The sequence below is a fragment of the Achromobacter sp. 1011811831 genome, from assembly GCF_059760905.1.
Window position 1 is genome coordinate 44,838 of record NZ_JCBANG010000009.1, and the last position, 17,162, is coordinate 61,999.

The 17,162-nt window shown below is 68.9% G+C and carries 14 protein-coding genes; 3 read left to right on the forward strand and 11 right to left on the reverse strand.

The window, feature by feature from the left end:
• Position 1: 1 nt before the first annotated feature.
• Positions 2-907, reverse strand: coding sequence for a LysR family transcriptional regulator (locus AC6LJ9_RS05700; RefSeq protein WP_498146786.1), 906 nt, complete (start codon positions 905-907; stop codon positions 2-4).
• A gap of 251 nt (positions 908-1,158) precedes the next feature.
• Between AC6LJ9_RS05700 and AC6LJ9_RS05705 the strand changes: the two genes are divergently transcribed.
• Positions 1,159-1,932, forward strand: coding sequence for an SDR family oxidoreductase (locus tag AC6LJ9_RS05705; RefSeq protein ID WP_212317185.1), 774 nt, complete (start codon positions 1,159-1,161; stop codon positions 1,930-1,932).
• 71 nt (positions 1,933-2,003) lie between these two features.
• Complete coding sequence (locus AC6LJ9_RS05710) at positions 2,004-2,273, forward strand: hypothetical protein (RefSeq protein ID WP_498146787.1); 270 nt, start codon at positions 2,004-2,006, stop codon at positions 2,271-2,273.
• 7 nt (positions 2,274-2,280) lie between these two features.
• Here AC6LJ9_RS05710 and AC6LJ9_RS05715 read toward each other — a convergent pair whose 3' ends face one another.
• The 7 genes from AC6LJ9_RS05715 to AC6LJ9_RS05745 all read right to left on the reverse strand — a co-directional run bounded on the left by AC6LJ9_RS05715 (position 2,281) and on the right by AC6LJ9_RS05745 (position 13,788).
• Positions 2,281-3,828 carry an efflux transporter outer membrane subunit gene (locus AC6LJ9_RS05715; protein ID WP_498146788.1) on the reverse strand — a complete coding sequence of 516 codons (1,548 nt, stop codon included), beginning with the start codon at positions 3,826-3,828 and terminating at the stop codon, positions 2,281-2,283.
• Complete coding sequence (locus AC6LJ9_RS05720) at positions 3,825-6,938, reverse strand: multidrug efflux RND transporter permease subunit (RefSeq protein ID WP_498146789.1); 3,114 nt, start codon at positions 6,936-6,938, stop codon at positions 3,825-3,827. Before AC6LJ9_RS05720 ends, AC6LJ9_RS05715 begins: the two co-directional genes overlap by 4 nt.
• Positions 6,935-10,033 carry an MdtB/MuxB family multidrug efflux RND transporter permease subunit gene (locus AC6LJ9_RS05725; RefSeq protein ID WP_498146790.1) on the reverse strand — a complete coding sequence of 1,033 codons (3,099 nt, stop codon included), beginning with the start codon at positions 10,031-10,033 and terminating at the stop codon, positions 6,935-6,937. The genes AC6LJ9_RS05720 and AC6LJ9_RS05725 overlap by 4 nt, the downstream gene beginning before the upstream one ends.
• A gap of 12 nt (positions 10,034-10,045) precedes the next feature.
• Positions 10,046-11,308 carry an MdtA/MuxA family multidrug efflux RND transporter periplasmic adaptor subunit gene (locus tag AC6LJ9_RS05730; RefSeq protein ID WP_498146791.1) on the reverse strand — a complete coding sequence of 421 codons (1,263 nt, stop codon included), beginning with the start codon at positions 11,306-11,308 and terminating at the stop codon, positions 10,046-10,048.
• A gap of 121 nt (positions 11,309-11,429) precedes the next feature.
• Positions 11,430-12,182, reverse strand: coding sequence for a cell division protein ZapD (zapD, locus tag AC6LJ9_RS05735; protein ID WP_498146792.1), 753 nt, complete (start codon positions 12,180-12,182; stop codon positions 11,430-11,432).
• 71 nt (positions 12,183-12,253) lie between these two features.
• Complete coding sequence (gene coaE / locus AC6LJ9_RS05740) at positions 12,254-12,874, reverse strand: dephospho-CoA kinase (protein WP_498146793.1); 621 nt, start codon at positions 12,872-12,874, stop codon at positions 12,254-12,256.
• 50 nt (positions 12,875-12,924) lie between these two features.
• On the reverse strand, positions 12,925-13,788 hold the full coding sequence (locus tag AC6LJ9_RS05745) for a prepilin peptidase (protein ID WP_498146794.1): 864 nt from the start codon (positions 13,786-13,788) through the stop codon (positions 12,925-12,927).
• Positions 13,789-13,993: 205 nt separating this feature from the next.
• Here AC6LJ9_RS05745 and AC6LJ9_RS05750 point away from each other — a divergent pair, with 205 nt between their 5' ends.
• Positions 13,994-14,770 (forward strand): copper resistance protein NlpE N-terminal domain-containing protein, encoded by a 777-nt coding sequence (locus AC6LJ9_RS05750; RefSeq protein ID WP_498146823.1) that lies wholly within the window; start codon positions 13,994-13,996, stop codon positions 14,768-14,770.
• A 112-nt stretch (positions 14,771-14,882) separates the two neighbouring features.
• Here the strand turns inward: AC6LJ9_RS05750 and AC6LJ9_RS05755 are convergent, their stop codons facing one another.
• The 3 genes from AC6LJ9_RS05755 to AC6LJ9_RS05765 all read right to left on the reverse strand — a co-directional run bounded on the left by AC6LJ9_RS05755 (position 14,883) and on the right by AC6LJ9_RS05765 (position 17,146).
• Entirely contained in the window at positions 14,883-15,254 is a 372-nt protein-coding gene (locus tag AC6LJ9_RS05755; protein WP_498146795.1) for a response regulator transcription factor, read from the reverse strand.
• A 108-nt stretch (positions 15,255-15,362) separates the two neighbouring features.
• Positions 15,363-16,217: a pantoate--beta-alanine ligase gene (gene panC, locus AC6LJ9_RS05760; protein WP_498146796.1), complete on the reverse strand. Its 855-nt coding sequence runs from the start codon at positions 16,215-16,217 to the stop codon at positions 15,363-15,365.
• A 38-nt stretch (positions 16,218-16,255) separates the two neighbouring features.
• A complete protein-coding gene (locus AC6LJ9_RS05765; RefSeq protein ID WP_212317156.1) occupies positions 16,256-17,146 on the reverse strand; it encodes a segregation and condensation protein A in 891 nt (296 codons plus the stop codon).
• Positions 17,147-17,162: the final 16 nt, after the last annotated feature.

A 17,162-nucleotide genomic window follows, 5' to 3' on the forward strand; every position in this document is an offset into this window, starting at 1 on the left:
GTCACGCCGGCTCGCAGGCCTCGCGCAGCAGGGCCTCGAGCCAGTCCGCGAACACCTGCACCCTGCGCGACGGCAGCCGTCGCTGCGGATAGAGCAGAGTCATCGGCATGGGCGCGGGCAGATGGTCCGGCATCACGGCCACCAGCTCGCCCGACGCGAGATGCTGGCGCACGTCATAGGCCGGGATCTGGATCAGCCCCAGCCCGGCCAGGCAGCTGGCGATATAGGCTTCAGCATTGTTGACCGTGACGCGGCCGGGCAGCGTGCGTATGCGCGCGACCTGCCCTTCCAGCCATTCCCATGGCGCGACGCGGCCCGTGGACGGCGAGGCGTAGTGCACGCAGGCATGCGCGTCCAGGTCCGCCGGCGTGCGCGGCACGCCGTGGCGCGCCAGATAAGCCGGGCTGGCGACATTGATGAGCGGCAGCTTGCCCATCGTGCGCGCCACCAGTCCAGAATCCGGCAGCTCGCCCACGCGCAGCGCGCAATCCACGCCTTCCTCGATCAGGTTGACGGCGCGGTCCGTCACGCCCAGCGTGATGTCGATCTGCGGATACGCGTCGAGAAACGCGGGCAGCGCCGGCGCCACGATCAACCGCCCCACCCGGCCCGGCACGTCCACGCGCAGCACGCCGCGCGGCCCGACCGAGGCCTGGCGGAACAGGTTCTCGGCCTCTTCCATGTCTTCGATCAGGCGCAGGCAGCGCGCGTAAAAGACCTCGCCCTCGCGCGTGGGCGCGACCTGGCGCGTGGTGCGGTTCAGGAGCCGCGCGCCGACCCGGCCCTCCAGTTCCTGGATGGCCGCCGACACGGTGGAACGGGGCAAGCCCAGCGTATCCGCGGCGCGGGTGAAGTTGGCGCATTCGACGACGCGGGCGTAGACGCGAAACAGGTCGATCCTATCCATGCAGGGTCCGGCCGCGAGCCGGCGTATGAGTCGATGAGGGACGGGCGGCGGGGAGCACCAACCCGTCTGGCCGAAGCCGAAGCCGAAGCCGAAGCCGAAGCCGAAGCCGAAGCCGAAGCCGAAGCCGCCAGAATGTTCGTTAATTCTGGACAGTAAAGACAGAATTAACAGCTTTATCCTGATTTTGTGGAATATATCATTCCCTTCCATGAGCGGCCGCAATCCGGCGGCCCCGCAATCAGGAGCCTCTCATGGCGGATCACGGCATCAAGGGCAAGACCATCATCATCGCGGGCGGCGCGAAGAACCTGGGCGGGCTGATCGCCCGCGACTTGGCGCAACAGGGCGCGCGCGCCGTGGCGATCCACTACAACAGTCCGGCGACCAAGGCGGACGCCGACGCCACCGTGGCGGCGGTAAAGCAGTTGGGCACGCAGGCGGTGGCGTTGCAGGCCGACCTGAGCTCGGCCGGCGCCATGGAAAAACTGTTCGCCGACGCGGTGGCCGCCGTCGGCCGGCCCGACATCGCGATCAACACGGTGGGCAAGGTGCTGAAGAAGCCTTTCACCGAGATCACCGAGGCCGAGTACGACGAGATGACGGCGGTCAACTCGAAGGCCGCGTTCTTCTTCCTGCGCGAAGCGGGTCGTCACGTCAACGACAACGGCAAGATCTGCACGCTGGTCACTTCGCTGCTGGGCGCCTACACGCCGTTCTACGCCGCCTACGCGGGCACCAAGGCGCCGGTCGAGCACTACACCCGCGCCGCGTCCAAGGAATACGGCATCCGCGGCATCTCGGTGACGGCGGTCGGCCCCGGTCCGATGGACACGCCCTTCTTCTATCCGGCCGAAGGCGCCGACGCGGTGGCGTACCACAAGGCCGCCGCCGCGCTGTCGCCATTCTCCAAGACCGGCTTGACCGACATCGAGGACGTGGTGCCCTTCATCCGCTTCCTGGTGTCGGACGGCTGGTGGATCACCGGCCAGACCATCCTGATCAACGGCGGCTACACCACCAAGTAAACGGCGGGCGGACCATGCGCGCCGCCGGAACGCACCGGCGGCGCCCGCGCGTCATTCATGAAGGAAAAGACATGCACATGCTGCTGACCATCTGCAATGGCCTGCTGGTGCTGGCGGTGTTCCTGCTGTTCGGCCGGCTCTGGGGCGGCGACTCCGCCGCGCTCGTGCTGGCCGCCAAGCTGTTCATCCCGGCGTGGCTGCTGCTGTCGATCGTGAACCTGTGGATCGGCGTGAGCCGCGCCGGCTACACGGTGCGCGAGGAACTGCCCATTCTGCTGCTGGTGTTCGGCGTGCCCGCCGTGGTGGCCGCGCTGACCATCGCCTTCACGCCGCGCGGCTGATCCAGGACTAGGGTCGCGCCGGCGTCGCCGCAGCCGGCTCGGCGACGGCAGCCGCCGGCCCGGCATCCGCGGGCGCCGTCGCGGCCTGCGCCGGCGGCGGATTCAAGCCATCCCAGCCGCCGCCCAGCGCCACGATCAGGTTGACGCTGGCGGCCAGCCGGTTGCCCAGCAGGCTCAGCGCGCTGCGCTCGCTGTTGAGCGCCGTGGCCTGCACCACCGACACGCTCAGATAGTCCACCAGGCCGGCCTCGTACTGGTTGCGGACCAGGCGCAGCGATTCGCGCGCCGCCTCCAGCGCGCGGCCCTGCACCACCTGCTCCTGTTCCATGACGCGCAGCTGGATCAGATAGTCCTCGACCTCGCGCAGGCCGGTGAGCGCTGCCTGCCGATAGGCGGCCGCCTGCGCGTCATAGGCCGCGCGCGCCTGATCCACCTTGGCCTGGCGCGCGCCGCCATCGAATACGGTCAATGCCAGCGCCGGGCCGAGCGACCAGAAGCGCGCCGGCGCGGTCAGCAGCTCGGCGAACTGGCCGCTGCGGAACCCGCCGTCCGCCGACAGCGTCAGGCTGGGGAACCAGGCCGCCTGCGCCACGCCGATATCGGCATTGGCGGCCGCCGCGCGGCGCTCCGCCGCCGCCACGTCGGGACGCCGCTCCAGCAGCTCGGACGGCAGCCCCACCGGGATCCGCGGCAGCTGCTGCGTGAACGGCGCGGGCGTCAGGCTGAACTGCGACGGCGCCTGCCCCATCAACACGGCGATGGCGTGCTCGTACTGCCCGCGCTGCCAATCCAGGTCGATGGACTGGGCGCGCGTGTTTTCCAGCTGCGTGCGCGCCACGGCCACATCCGCCTGCGCCGCCACGCCGACCTCGTAGCGGTTCTGCGTCAGGCGCAGCGACCGTTCATAGGCCGCGACGGTGGCGTCCAGCAGGCGCTTCTGTTCGTCCAGCACGCGCAATTGCAGATAGGTCAGCACCAGACTGGCCTGCGCGCTCAGCCGCGTGGCGGCCAGATCGGCCTGGCTGGCGGCGGCGCCGGCCTCGGACGACTCGACCGAGCGGCGCACGCGGCCCCACACGTCCAGCTCCCAGCTGACGCTGCCGCTCAGCGAATACTGATTCGACACATTGCCGCCCGACGAGGACGAGCCGCCCTGCGTGCCGCCGCCGCTGCCCGAGCGCGTGACGCCGGCATTGGCGCCCACTGTCGGGAAAAAGCCGGCGCGCGCGCCGCGCACCAGGCCCAGCGCCTGGCGGTAGTTGGCCTCGGCCTGCGCGATGGTCTGGTTCGATGCGTTCAAGCGCTCGACCAGGCCGTCCAGCGTGGCGTCGCCATAGACGCGCCACCATGCGCCGCGATCGGCCTGGTCGCGCGGTTCGGCGGGCTTCCAGCCCGGCACCTCGCCCTGCCCTTCCTTGTAGGACGCGCCGATGTCCAGCGCCGGACGCTGATAGTCGGGCCCGACGGCGCAGGCGCCCAGCAGGGCGCACAGCGCGAGCGCGACGGCGCCGCGCAGCGGCAGGAGGGGAAACGACGGCTTGGCGTTGCGGGTCATGGATGTTCTGAGGAAACGGCCGCCGCGCCGCCGGAACGGCGCCTGCGCGCGGCCCAGAGACGGAAGCGGTCCAGATAGAGATAAACCACGGGCGTGGTGTAGAGCGTCAGGATCTGGCTCAACACCAGGCCGCCCACGATGGTGATGCCCAGCGGCTGGCGCATCTCGACGCCAGCGCCGGTGGCCAGCATCAGCGGCAGCGCGCCGAAGATGGCGGCCATGGTCGTCATCATGATGGGACGGAAGCGCGTCAGGCAGGCCTGGAAGATCGCGTCGCGCGGCGCCAGCCCCTGCGTGCGCTCGGCCTCCAGCGCGAAGTCCACCATCATGATGGCGTTCTTCTTGACGATGCCGATCAGCAGGAACACGCCGATCAGCGCGATCAGCGTGAAGTCCTGGCGCAGCATCAGCAGGGCCAGCAGCGCGCCCAGGCCGGCGGAAGGCAGCGTCGACAGGATGGTCAGCGGGTGCACGAAGCTCTCGTACAGGATGCCCAGCACGATGTACATGGTGACCAGCGCGGCCAGGATCAGCCAGGGCTGCTGCGCCAGCGTCTGCTGCAGGGCGGCGGCGGTGCCCTGGAAGCCCGCCTGGATTTGATCCGACGGCAGGCCGATGCGCGCCACCGCCGCGTCGATGGCGGCCGTGGCCTGGCCCAGCGACACGCCGGGAGCCAGGCTGAACGACACTGTGTCGGCCACGAACAACCCCTGGTGCTGCACGCTCAGCGGCGCATTGGCGTCCTCGAAGCGGGCAAAGGCCGACATGGGCACGCGCGCGCCGGTGGCGGTGATCACTTCCACCTGCTTGAGCGACTGGATATCCTGCGCGAAGCGCGGATCCACGCCCATCACCACGTGATACTGGTTGAGCGGGCCGTACATCACCGATACCTGGCGCTGGCTGAAGGAATTGTTGAGCACGGTGGAGATGGTGCTCATGCTGACGCCCAGCCGGGTCGCGGCCTCGCGGTCGATCACCAGGTTGATCTGGCGCCCCTTGTCCTCGACGTCGGTGTCGACGTCAGTGATCTCGGGCACCTCGGCCATGGCGCGCTGCACCTTGGGCATCCAGGTCCGCAGCAGCTGCAGGTCGCCGGACATCAGCGTGTAGTCATACGAGCCCTGGCTGGAACGGCCGCCGATGCGGATGTCCTGCTGCGCCACCAGGAACATGCGCGCGCCCGGCATGTTCTGCAGCTTGCCGCGCAGGCGGTTGATGACCACGTCGGCCGACACGCCGCGCTCTTCCAGCGGCTTGAGCTGGATCTGCATGAAGCTGCTGTTGCTGCCGCCGCGCCCGCCGGCGAAACCGGTCATGCTCTGCACGGCGGGATCGGCCAGCACCACCTTGCGCAGCGCATCCAGCTTGGGCACGGTGGCCTGGAACGAAGTGCCCTGGTCGACGCGGAAAAAACCTAGCAGCTGGCCGGTGTCCTGCTGCGGGAAGAAGCCCTTGGGCACCACCGCATACAGATAGACGTTCAGCCCCACGGCCGCGGCCAGGATCAGCATCATCAGCCGGCCATGCGCCAGCGCCCAGCCCAGCGTGCGGCGGTAGCCTTCCTGCATGGCCTCGAAGCCGCGCTCGGACCAGCGCGCCAGCCGGCCCGGCGGCCGGGGCTCGGCCGGCTCGGCGCGCAGCAGGCGCGCGCACATCATCGGCGTGAGCGTCAACGACACCACCAGCGACACCGCGATGGCGGCCGACAGCGTGACGGCGAACTCGCGGAACAGGCGCCCGACCACGCCGCCCATCAGCAGGATCGGGATGAACACGGCCACCAGCGACAGGCTCATGGACAGCACGGTGAAACCAACTTCGCGCGACCCGCGCAGCGCGGCGCGCATCGGCGACATGCCGCGTTCGACGTGGCGCATGATGTTCTCCAGCACCACGATGGCATCATCCACCACGAAGCCGGTGGCCACGATCAGCGCCATCAGCGAGATCGTGTTCAGCGTGAAGCCGCACAGGTACATGACGCAGAAGGTACCGATCAGCGACACCGGCACGGCGACGCTGGGGATCAGCGCGGCGCGCCAGCGGCGCAGGAACAGCAGCACCACCAGCACCACCAGGCCCACGGCGATGATCAGCGTCAGCTCGGCCTCGTGCAGCGAGGCGCGGATGCTGGGCGTGCGGTCCTGCGCCACCGACATCTTGACGTCGGCCGGCATCAGCGCGGACAACATGGGCAGCTGGGCGCGCACCGCGTCCACCGTTTCGATGATGTTGGCGTCGGCCTGGCGCCGCAGGATCATCAGGATGGCCTTGCGATCGTTGAAGAAGCCCGTCTGGTAGAGATCTTCAACCGAATCCTCGACCTTAGCCACGTCCGACACGCGCACCGGCGCGCCATCGCGCCAGGCCACGATCAGCGGCTTGTATTGCTCGGCGCGGCTGAGCTGGTCGTTGACCATGACCTGCCAGTGATAGCGGTCGTTCTCCAGCACGCCCTTGGGGCGGTTGGCGTTGGCATTGGCCAGCGCCGTGCGCACCTCGTCCAGCGACACGCCACGATTGGCCAGCGCGCCGGGCAGCACGGTGACACGCACTGCCGGCAGCGAGCTGCCGCCCACCGTCACTTCGCCCACGCCGTCCACCTGCGACAGCTTCTGCGCCACGATGGTCGAGGCCAGATCGTAGAGCTGGCCCTGGCTGAGCGTGTCGGACGTCAGCGCCAGCGTCATGATGGGCGCGTCCGACGGGTTGGACTTGTGATACGTGGGATTGCTGCGCAGGCTGGTCGGCAGCAGCGAGCGCGCCGCGTTGATGGCGGCCTGCACGTCGCGCGCGGCGCCATTGATATCGCGGCTCAGGTCGAACTGCAGCGTGACGCGGGTCGAGCCCTGCGAGCTGCTGGAGGTCATCTCGGTCACGCCGGCGATGCTGCCCAGCGAGCGCTCCAGCGGCGTGGCCACGCTGGAGGCCATGGTCTCGGGGCTGGCGCCGGGCAGGCTGGCCGACACCGAGATGGTGGGGATATCCACCTGCGGCAGCGGCGCCACCGGCAGCAGGAAGAACGACAGCAGCCCCGCCAGCACGACCGCCAGGGTGAGCAGCGTGGTCGCCACCGGACGGACGATGAAGGGCGCCGAGATGATCATGAGGCGTCCCCGGCCCGCGCGGGACGCGCGCCGCGCCAGCGGCGCGACAAGCGGTCGAACATCAGGTAGATGACCGGCGTGGTGAACAGCGTCAGCACCTGGCTCAGCAGCAGCCCGCCCACCATCACCAGGCCCAGCGGCTGGCGCAACTCAGCGCCCGTGCCGGTGGACAGCATCAGCGGCAGCGCCCCGAACAGCGCCGCCAGCGTGGTCATCAGGATGGGACGGAAACGCAGCAGCGCCGCCTCGTGGATGGCCGCGCGCGGCGACAGGCCGCGCTTGCGCTCGGCATCGAGCGCGAAGTCGATCATCATGATCGCGTTCTTCTTGACAATGCCGATCAGCAGGATGATGCCGATGATGCCGATCATGTCCAGCTCGGTGCCGCTGATCAGCAGCGCCAGCAGCGCCCCCACGCCGGCCGAGGGCAAGGTCGACAAAATGGTGATGGGATGGATGTAGCTCTCGTACAGCACGCCCAGCACGATGTACATGGTGACCACCGCCGCCAGTATCAGCCACAGCGTGCTCGTCAGTGAATTCTGGAACGCCAGCGCCGCGCCCTGGAAGCGCGTCTCCACGCCGGCCGGCATGCCGATCTCGGCCTCGGCGGCCTTGATGTCCTCGACGGCGCCGGACAGCGAGGCGCCCGGCGCCAGGTTGAACGACACCGTCACCATAGGGAACTGGTCCAGCCGGTTCACGGCCAGCACGGTCTTGCCTTCGGTGATGCGCGCCACCGAGGACAGCGGCACCTGTCCGCCCGTCGACGTCGGCACGTGGATCTGGCCCAGCGCCGCCGGATTGGTCTGGAACTGCGGCTGCGCCTCCAGCACCACGCGGTACTGGTTCGACTGCGTGAAAATCGTGGAGATCAGCCGCTGGCCGAAGGCGTCGTACAGGGCCTCGTCGACCACGGCGGCCGTGATGCCCAGGCGCGAGGCCGCGTCGCGGTCGATCTCCACCCAGGTCTGCAAGCCCTCGTCCTGCAGGTCATCGGTCACGTCCGACAGGCCCGGTACCTGGCGCAGCCGCTCGACCAGCTTGGGCGTCCATAGGCTCAGCACGCCCAGGTCGGGATTGGAGAGCGTCATCTGGTACTGCGTGCGGCTGACGCGGTCCTCGATGGTCAGGTCCTGCACCGGTTGCATGTAGACGGTCAGGCCGTCCTGCGTGGCCAGCGAGTCCTGCAGCCGCGCCATGACCGCGCGCAGGTCGCCGCTACGCTCGGCATGCGGCTTGAGCGCGATCAGCATGCGGCCGGCGCTGAGCGTGGCATTGCTGCCGTCCACGCCGATGAAGGACGACACGGCGGCCACGTCCGGATCCTCCAGCGCCTTGCTGGCGGCGGCCTGCTGGCGCTCGGCCATGGCCGTGAAGGAGATCGATTGCGGCGCCTGGGTGATGGCCTGGATCAGGCCCGTGTCCTGCTGCGGGAAGAATCCCTTGGGGATCATGATGTACAGCAGCACCGTGAGCGCGAAGGTCGCCAGGGCCACCAGCAGCGTCAGCGGCTGGTGCCGCAGCACCACCTGCAGCATGCGGTCGTAGGCGGCGATGACGCGGTCGATGAAGGCGCCCGTGACCTGGTGGAAGCGTCCGTGGCGCTGCTCGGACTCGGCGCGCAGCAGGCGCGCGCACATCATCGGCGTGAGCGTCAGCGATACGAACAGGGAAATCAGGATGGACACCGCCAGCGTGATCGCGAACTCGCGGAACAGCCGGCCCACCACCTCGGTCATGAAGAGCAGCGGGATCAGCACGGCGATCAGAGAGAAGGTCAGCGAGATCAGCGTGAAGCCGATCTGCGAGGCGCCCTTGAGCGCCGCCTGCAGCGGGCTCTCGCCCTCCTCGATATGGCGGGCGATGTTCTCGATCATGACGATGGCGTCGTCCACCACGAAACCGGTGGCGATGGTCAGCGCCATCAGCGTCAGGTTGTTGATGGAGAAACCGGCCAGGTACATGATGCCGAAGGTGCCCACCAGCGACAGTGGCACCACCACGCTGGGAATCAACGTGGCCGTGAGGCTGCGCAGGAACACGAAGGTCACCATCACCACCAGCGCCACGGCCAGCAGCATCTCGAACTGCACGTCGGCCACCGAATCGCGGATGGTCTGGGTGCGGTCGGACACCACGGTCACGTCCAGCGTGGCGGGCAGCGACGCGCGCAGCTGCGGCAGCAACGCATTGATCCGGTTGACCACGTCGATCACGTTGGCGCCGGGCTGGCGCTGGATGTTCAGCAGGATCGCCGGCTTGTCGCCCGCCCAGGCCGCCTGCCGCACGTCCTCGGCCCCTTCCACCGCGCGCGCCACGTCCGACAGGCGCAGCGGCGCGTTGTTCTTGTAGGCGATGATCAGGCTGTTGTAGTCGGTGGGCGTCTTGAGCTGGTCGTTGGCGTTGATCGTGGTCGAGCGTAGCGGGCCGTCCAGGTTGCCCTTGGGCTGGTTGACGTTGGCGCCGACGATGGCCGTGCGCAGGTCCGACAGCGACATGCCGTTGGCGGCCAGCGCCTGCGGATTGACCTGCACGCGCACCGCCGGCCGCTGGCCGCCGGCCACGCTGACCAGGCCCACGCCCGGAATCTGCGACAGCTTCTGCGCGACGCGCGTGTCCACCAGGTCGCGCACCTGCGGCAGCGGCATGGTGGGCGAGGTGATCGCCAGCGTCAGCACGGCGGCGTCGGCCGGATTGACCTTGTTGTAGGTCGGCGGCACCGGCAGGTCGTTGGGCAGCAGGTTGGAGGCCGCGTTGATGGCCGCCTGCACCTGCTGCTCGGCCACGTCCAGCGGCAGGCTCAGGTTGAATTGCAGCGTGATGACCGACGCGCCCCCGGAGCTGGTGGACGACATCTGGTTCAGGCCCGGCATCTGTCCGAACTGGCGCTCCAGCGGCGAAGTGACCAGCGAGGTCATCACGTCGGGGCTGGCGCCGGGGTACAGCGTGGTCACCTGGATGGTCGGGTAATCCACTTCCGGCAGGGCCGACACCGGCAACAGCCGGTAGGCGATGAAGCCGGCGATCAGGATGGCCACCATCGACAGCGTGGTGGCCACGGGCCGCAGGATGAACAGGCGCGACGGGCTCACGGCGGCGTCCGCTTATCGGGTGGCCGGGGTGGTGCCGGCGGGCGCGCCCGCGCCCAGCGACTTGTCGGTCGACTTGGGTATCGTGTCCGATCCCTTGGCGACGTCGACCTTGGCGCCGGCGCGCAGGCGGTCGGTGCCCTCGGTCACGACCCGGTCGCCGGGCTGCAGGCCCTCGTTGACCGCCACCATGCCGTTGTTGACGGCGCCCAGCTTGACCTGCCGCACGGCCACCGTATCGTCGTCCTGGACCAGGAAGACGAAGGCGCCGGCCGAGCCCTGCTGCACCGCCGCGACGGGAATCGCGGTGGCGTCCTTGCGCGTGGTCACGTGCAGGCGCGCGTTGACGAACTGGTTCGGAAACAGTGCGTCGTCGGCATTGTCGAAGCGCGCCTTGAGCTTGAGCGTGCCGGTGGTGACGTCGATCTGGTTGTCCAGCGTTTCCAGCTTGCCGCTGGCGATGCGGCGGGTATCGGCCCGATCATAGGCTTCCACGGTCAGCTTGTGGCCGGCCGCCAGCTCGGCCCGCACTTCGGGCAGCTGGGTCTCGGGCAGCGTGAACACCACGGAGATGGGCTGGGTCTGGGTGATGACCACCAGGCCGTTGGTATCGGAACTGGACACCAGGTTGCCCTTGTCCACCTGGCGCAGGCCGAGGCGGCCGCTGATGGGCGCGGTGATGCGCGAGTAGTCCAGCTGCAGCTTGGCATTGTCGACATTGGCCTGGTCGCTCTTGACCGTGCCTTCGTACTGGCGCACCAGCGCGGCCTGCGTGTCGACCTGCTGTTTGGCGATGGAGTCCTGCTTGTACAGGGCCTGGTAGCGCTGCAGGTCGCGGCGGGCGTTTTCCAGCTGAGCCAGGTTCTGCATCTGGGTGCCCTGGGCCTGGGCCAGCGCGACCTGGAAGGCGCGCGGGTCCACCTGCGCCAGCAGATCGCCGGCCTTGACGGTCTGGCCTTCCTGGAACGGCACGTCCACCAGCTCGCCGCTGACGCGGCTGCGCACGGTGACGGTGTTGTAGGCCGTGACGGTGCCCAGGGACTTGAGATAGATATCGATGTCCTGCTTGACCGCGGCCGCCGCGCGCACCGGCACGGCCATGTTGGCCATGGCGGCCATCTGACCGCGTCCCGCGCCAGGGCGTCCCGCGCCGGGCTTGGCAGCAGGCCGCAGCGCCAGCCAGGCGATGCCGGCGACGACCAGCAGCAGGATGGCCCACCCGAGCAAGCGGCGTCGGGTCCAACGGGAAGGCGGAGTAACGGGACGGCTTTGAGACATGGAAGCGGATCCGGCGCGAGCGGGAAAAGCCGTATTGTCTACTAGGCGACGTTGAATTCGTATGATGCCCGGCCGCGCTGAAATAGCCCGCAACAGGAATCGGGGCCTGAAGGCCCCGCGCTCAGGAATTGCAGAGCGTCATCTGGAAGGGCACGTCCCGCGCCACCGGCTGGGGCTTGAAATCCCCGTCCTGGGTGGAAAAACGTATCCAGATCATATACTTATTGGCGCTGATCTCGGGAAACACGCCGTGCGCCGGGTCCACCCACACGCGCAGCATCTGGAACTGCTTGCCGCCCAGCATCTGCTGGTAGGCGCCCTGCTCGGCCACGGTGTCGCTCTTGCGGCCGGACTCGCGCAACAGGCGCAGCGCCAGCGTCAGGCCGTCGTACAGGGGAACGAAGGGCGCGGTCCAGGCCTGCAGGTCGGCGCAGCGCGCGGCCTGGGGCTTGTGCTGCCAGGAATAGTACGAGGGCATGTCGACCTGGATCGCGCCGCCCGCCACCGACAGGCGGCCGCGCAGGCTGGTCAGCCATTCGTTCTCGCGCAGCGACTGGCCGGTCTTGCCGGTCGCCGACAACGTTTGCGCGATCTTCTCCATTTCACGCAGCATGCCTTCGAGCGCGTCCTGGGCCACGCCGGGATGGTCGCGCAATGCACCAAGCGCCAGGCGCTGCCGTTCCAGGTCCTGCAGCAGCGCACCCTTGATGTCGGTGCGCTCGCACGCGTCGAGCAGGTCGAACAAGGCGGTGACGGCGACCTGGTGTTGGCGGAAATCTCCCTCGCGGGCGAAGAAGAACAGCCTGTCGAACAGGTATTCCAGCCGCAGATAAGCGCGGATGCGCTCGTTGAAGGGATACTCGTAAACAATCACGCTATATGCAGGCCCGTCAGGAGTCGGCCGCATGGGCCGGGTTATTCATGAGCGCCGCATTGGCGCCAGGCTCACGGCCTTGCGGCCGCCAACGCCAACCAACGCTCATGCACGGTCTTCGTCCGCGCGCGCAATTGTTCCGGTGTGGTGTCGCCATCGTTGTCGACGACATCGTCCGCGACCGCCAGCCGGCTTGCCCGCGCAGCCTGTGCCGCCATGATACGCCGTATGGCAGGCTCCGTCAGCCCGCTGCGCGACTGCACGCGCGCGACCTGCGTGGCGGGATCGCAATCGACCACGCAGATGCGGTCCACGCGCGGCCGCCAGCGCGGCAGCGACTCGACCAATAGCGGCACCACGAACACCAGATAGCAGCCGCGCGCCGCTTCGGCCTGGCGCTCCGTCTCATCGCCGATCAACGGATGCAGCACGGCTTCCAGCCGCTGCCGCACCGACGCATCGGCGAAGGCGCGCTCGCGCATCCAGGCGCGGTCCAGCGAACCGTCCTCGGCCAGCGCCCCGGCGCCGAACGCCTGCTCGATCGCGGGCATGGCCGAACCGCCCGCGACGGTCAGCGCGCGCGCGATCTCGTCGGTGTCCACCACGGACGCGCCCCACTCGGCCAGCATGTCCGCCACGCGCGACTTGCCCGAGCCGATCCCGCCCGTCAAACCTATCTTGAATATGCTCATAGCCTTCGCCCCATGTATGACCGCTCGCGCGCCCGCGCCATGCCCGGTGGTCATGGCAACAGCCTTGCCAGCCCGGGCTCGCCGCCCAGCAGCAGCACCGCCACCCCGGCCAGTGCCAGGTAGGGTCCGAAAGGCAAGGGTTGGCCACGGCTGGCGCGGCCGGCCAGCGTCATCGTACCGCCCACCAGCACGCCGGCCAGCGACGCCGCCAGCAGCAGCATGGGCAGCGCACCCACGCCGAACCATGCGCCCAGCGCGGCCAGCAACTTGAAATCGCCGTAGCCCATGCCCTCGCGCCCCGTGAAGTAGCGGAACGCGTGAAAAATCAGCCACAGGAAACCATAGCCGGCCACCGCGCCCAGCACCGCCAGCGGCAGCGGCGTGAAACCGTCGCCCAGATTGACCAGCAGCCCGGCCCAGGCCAGCGGCAAGGTAATCGCGTCGGGCAGCAGCGTGCTCTCCAGGTCGATCCAGGCCAATGCCACCAGGGCGGCCGACAGGCCCATGCCGCACAGCGCGATGGGCGTGGGCCCGAAGCGCCAGGCGCAGGCAACGAACAAGACGGCGGTCAGCAGTTCGATCACGGGATAGCGCCAGCCGATGGCGGCGCCGCAGGCCGCGCAGCGCCCCTTGAGCAGCAGCCAGCCCGCCAGCGGCAGGGTGCGCCAGCCCCGGACCGGCGCCGAGCACTGCGGACAATGCGAGGCCGGCGCGCGCAGGCCATAGGCCGGGGCGCACGCCTGCCCCGTGGCGGCGGCCGGCTCGGCGGACTCCTGGCAATGCGCCTGCCACTCTCGTTCCATCATGCGCGGCAGCCGATGGGTCAGCAGCGTCAGCCAGCCGCCCACGGCCAGGCCGGCCAGGGCCGCCAGAACCAGGAACAGGGATTGAGGCAGGTCAAAGGCTTGCCACATGGCCGTCATGCGCCCCCGGCGTCCAGCCAGGCCCCGTGGATACGGGACGGGCGGTGCAAGCATGCCAGGCGGTCATGCCCGGGGACGTGTCGTAATTTGCGCATAAAGGCCGGCCGCTCGACGGAGCGGCGATTGGATTCGTATCGAATCTTCGCATAAGTGCGTAAAATCGGAGACAGACTCAATTCACGGATAAGCTGCCATGATGACCGCGCGCGACGATACCTCCACCCGCCCCCGCAAATTCAACATCATGGCGCTGCTGCTGGCCGGCTCGGCGCTGGGCATCGCCGGCTGCGCGCAACAGCGCACCGAAGGCTATTACGACCCTCCGGCTGAAAGCACCGTCACGGACGCCCAGTCCCAGGGCTCCGGCGCCGGCTACCGCACCGTCCTGCGCGCGCCGTCGCAAGTGCAGATCGCGCTCAAGCCCGACGCCTCCCGCAAGACCGCCAGCCAGCAGGCCCAGGCCGCGCAAGCTGGCCATACCACCGAGGACGGCCAGGCCGTGCCCGAAGGCGCCGACAGCGCCGCCGCCTCGGGCGCGGCGCCCGCCCCGGCCCTGCCGGCATCCACGCCCAGCGCCGCCGCGCACAGCCTCGTGCCGCAGCCGCAAACCTACATGGGCACGCTGCCCTGCTTCTCGCCCGCCATGCAATGCACGGCGCAGCGCGTGACGCTGACGCTGGCGCCCAACGGCCGCTGGCGCGGCCGCGTCGCCTACCTGGAAAGCGACGCCAAGCAGGGCGCGCCGGTGGTCGAACAAGGCTGCTGGAACGCCACCGACGAGCGCCCGTCGCGCGTGATCCTGCTGGACGGCAAGGGCAATGTGCGCGCCGAGTTCGCCGCCGCCGCCAACAATGTGCTGCGCGTGCGCTCCATCGCCGGCCAGACGCCCAACCTGAACTACAACCTGACCCGCCAGCCCGACCTGGACCCGATCGACGAGCTGTCCAAGGCCGCCGCGCCGCAGTGCCCTTGAGCGCCGCCGGCAACGGCTGAACGCGACGGACAGCGATACCCGACTATCCGGCCGCGACACGACAGGCCCGCCTTCTGGCGGGCCTGCGCGTTTCCGGACCTGGCGACCCGCGCTAGGACCGGCCCCGGCAGCGCGGGGCGGCCGGACGGACAGGCTGCGAACCAGGACTGGACGAATCGGATGCAGCGGCGGAGGCGGAAGAATCGGAAGCGCCAGCGCAAACCGCAGCCGCGTCGGGATACCGCAGCAACGGCGACGCCCCCGCGCGCCAGTGCTCGCACAGCCGGCACGCCAGCTGCATGGCGTTGCGGACGCCGAGTTTTTCGAAGATGTGGGCGCGATGGGCCTCGGCCGTGCGCAGCGAAATGCCCAGGTCGATGGCGATGACCTTGTTGGCGCGCCCGGTGGCCACATAGAGGACGATTTCGCGTTCGCGCGGGGTCAGCGAAGCGAGCAGGGAATCGAGATCGGAGCGTAGCTGCATGGGCAAAGACTGCTGGCATTCTTGTGAATACCCGCAGTCTGCCGTGGCGGCGGCCACGCCGTAAGCTGGCAATTCTGACAGCGGCGGGCCGCGCCCGCCGCCCGGCGGCTACGCCCGGTAGGCGAGTTCCAGGTTGTCGATCAACCGGGTCGCGCCCAGCTTGGCGGCGGCCAGCGCCACCAGCGGTTCGCCGGCGGCCAGGTCGGCGGCCTCCGGACGCTTCAGGTCGCGCTGGCGGCGCACCGAGATGTAGTCCACCTGCCAGCCACGGCGCGCCAGGCTGGCGGCGGCCTCGGCCTCCAGAGCGACCGCGTCGGTCGCGCCGGCGGCCAGCCGATGCTCGATGGCGCGCAGCTCGGCGTACAGCGCCGGCGCCTCGGCGCGCTCGGCCTCGCTCAAGTAGCGGTTGCGCGACGACAGCGCCAGGCCGTCGTCGGCGCGCACGGTCTCGTGCGCCAGCACTTCCACCGGCAGCTGGAACTGGCGGCACATGTTGCGCACCACCATGAGCTGCTGGTAGTCCTTCTTGCCGAACACGGCCACGCGCGGCTGCACGCAGGAGAACAGCTTCAGCACCACCGTGCTCACGCCCGTGAAGAAGCCGGGCCGGAACTCGCCTTCCAGGATGTCGCCCAGGTCATCGGGCGGCTGCACACGGTAGTTCTGCGGCTCGGGATACATCTCGCGCTCGTCGGGCGCGAACAGCACGTAGACGTCGCGCTCGCGCTCCATCTTCTCGATGTCGGCAGCCAGCGTGCGGGGATAGCGGTCGAAGTCCTCGTTGGGCCCGAACTGCAGCCGGTTGACGAAGATGCTGGCCACCACCGGGTCGCCGTGCTGGCGAGCCATCTTCATCAAGGACAGGTGGCCTTCGTGCAGGTTGCCCATGGTGGGCACGAAGGAGACGCGATTCTGGCCGCGCAGCTGGTCGCGCAGTTCCTGGATGGTGTGGACGACTTTCAAGGGAATTCTCCGGGGTTGGGCGCAGCCCCGCCGGCGGATCAGGCCGCGACGGCGGCCACGCTCGTATAGGCCAGGCGCACGTAGATCGGCGCGTAAGGCTCGGCCTGCGTGATCTCCAGCAGCGATTCGCGGGCCAGCTCGAGCATGGCGATGAAATGCACGACGACCACGGCCGCGGGCGCGCCTTCGCGGATGCGCTCCATGAACAGGTCGCCGAACTCCATGAAGCGCACGTCGTTCAGGCGCCTCAGGATATGGGTCATGTGGTCGCGCACGGACAGCTGTTCGCGCGTGATGTGGTGGTGCTGGTTGAGCCGGGCGCGCTTCATGATGTCGGCCCAGGCCGCGCGCAGGTCGTCCACGTCGACCTCGGGCAGCATGCGCTCCACGCTCAGGTCGGCCACGGCGTGGCTGCTGACAAAATCGCGGCCCAGCTGGGGCATGGCGTCGAGCTTCTGCGCCGCCAGCTTCATCTGCTCGTACTCGAGCAGGCGGCGGACCAGTTCGGCGCGCGGATCCTCGGGCTCTTCGCCGGTGTCGCTCTTCCTGACCGGCAGCAGCATGCGCGACTTGATCTCGATGAGCATGGCCGCCATGAGCAGGTACTCGGCGGCCAGCTCCAGGTTGTGGATGCGGATCTGGTCCACATACGACAGGTATTGCCGCGTGACATCCGCCATGGGGATGTCCAGAACGTTGAAGTTCTGCTTGCGGATCAGGTACAGCAGCAGGTCCAGCGGCCCCTCGAACGCCTCGAGGAAGATCTCCAGCGCGTCCGGCGGGATGTACAGGTCCGTCGGCATCTGGAACAACGGCTCGCCGTAAAGGCGAGCGAACGCCACGCTGTCGACCGTATCAGGGGTGCTGTCGACGGGCGGTTCCACGAGCGCGGCCAGAGCGTCGCCTGGGACGGAGGCGTTCTTGGACATGGCTGCCGCGACGGTA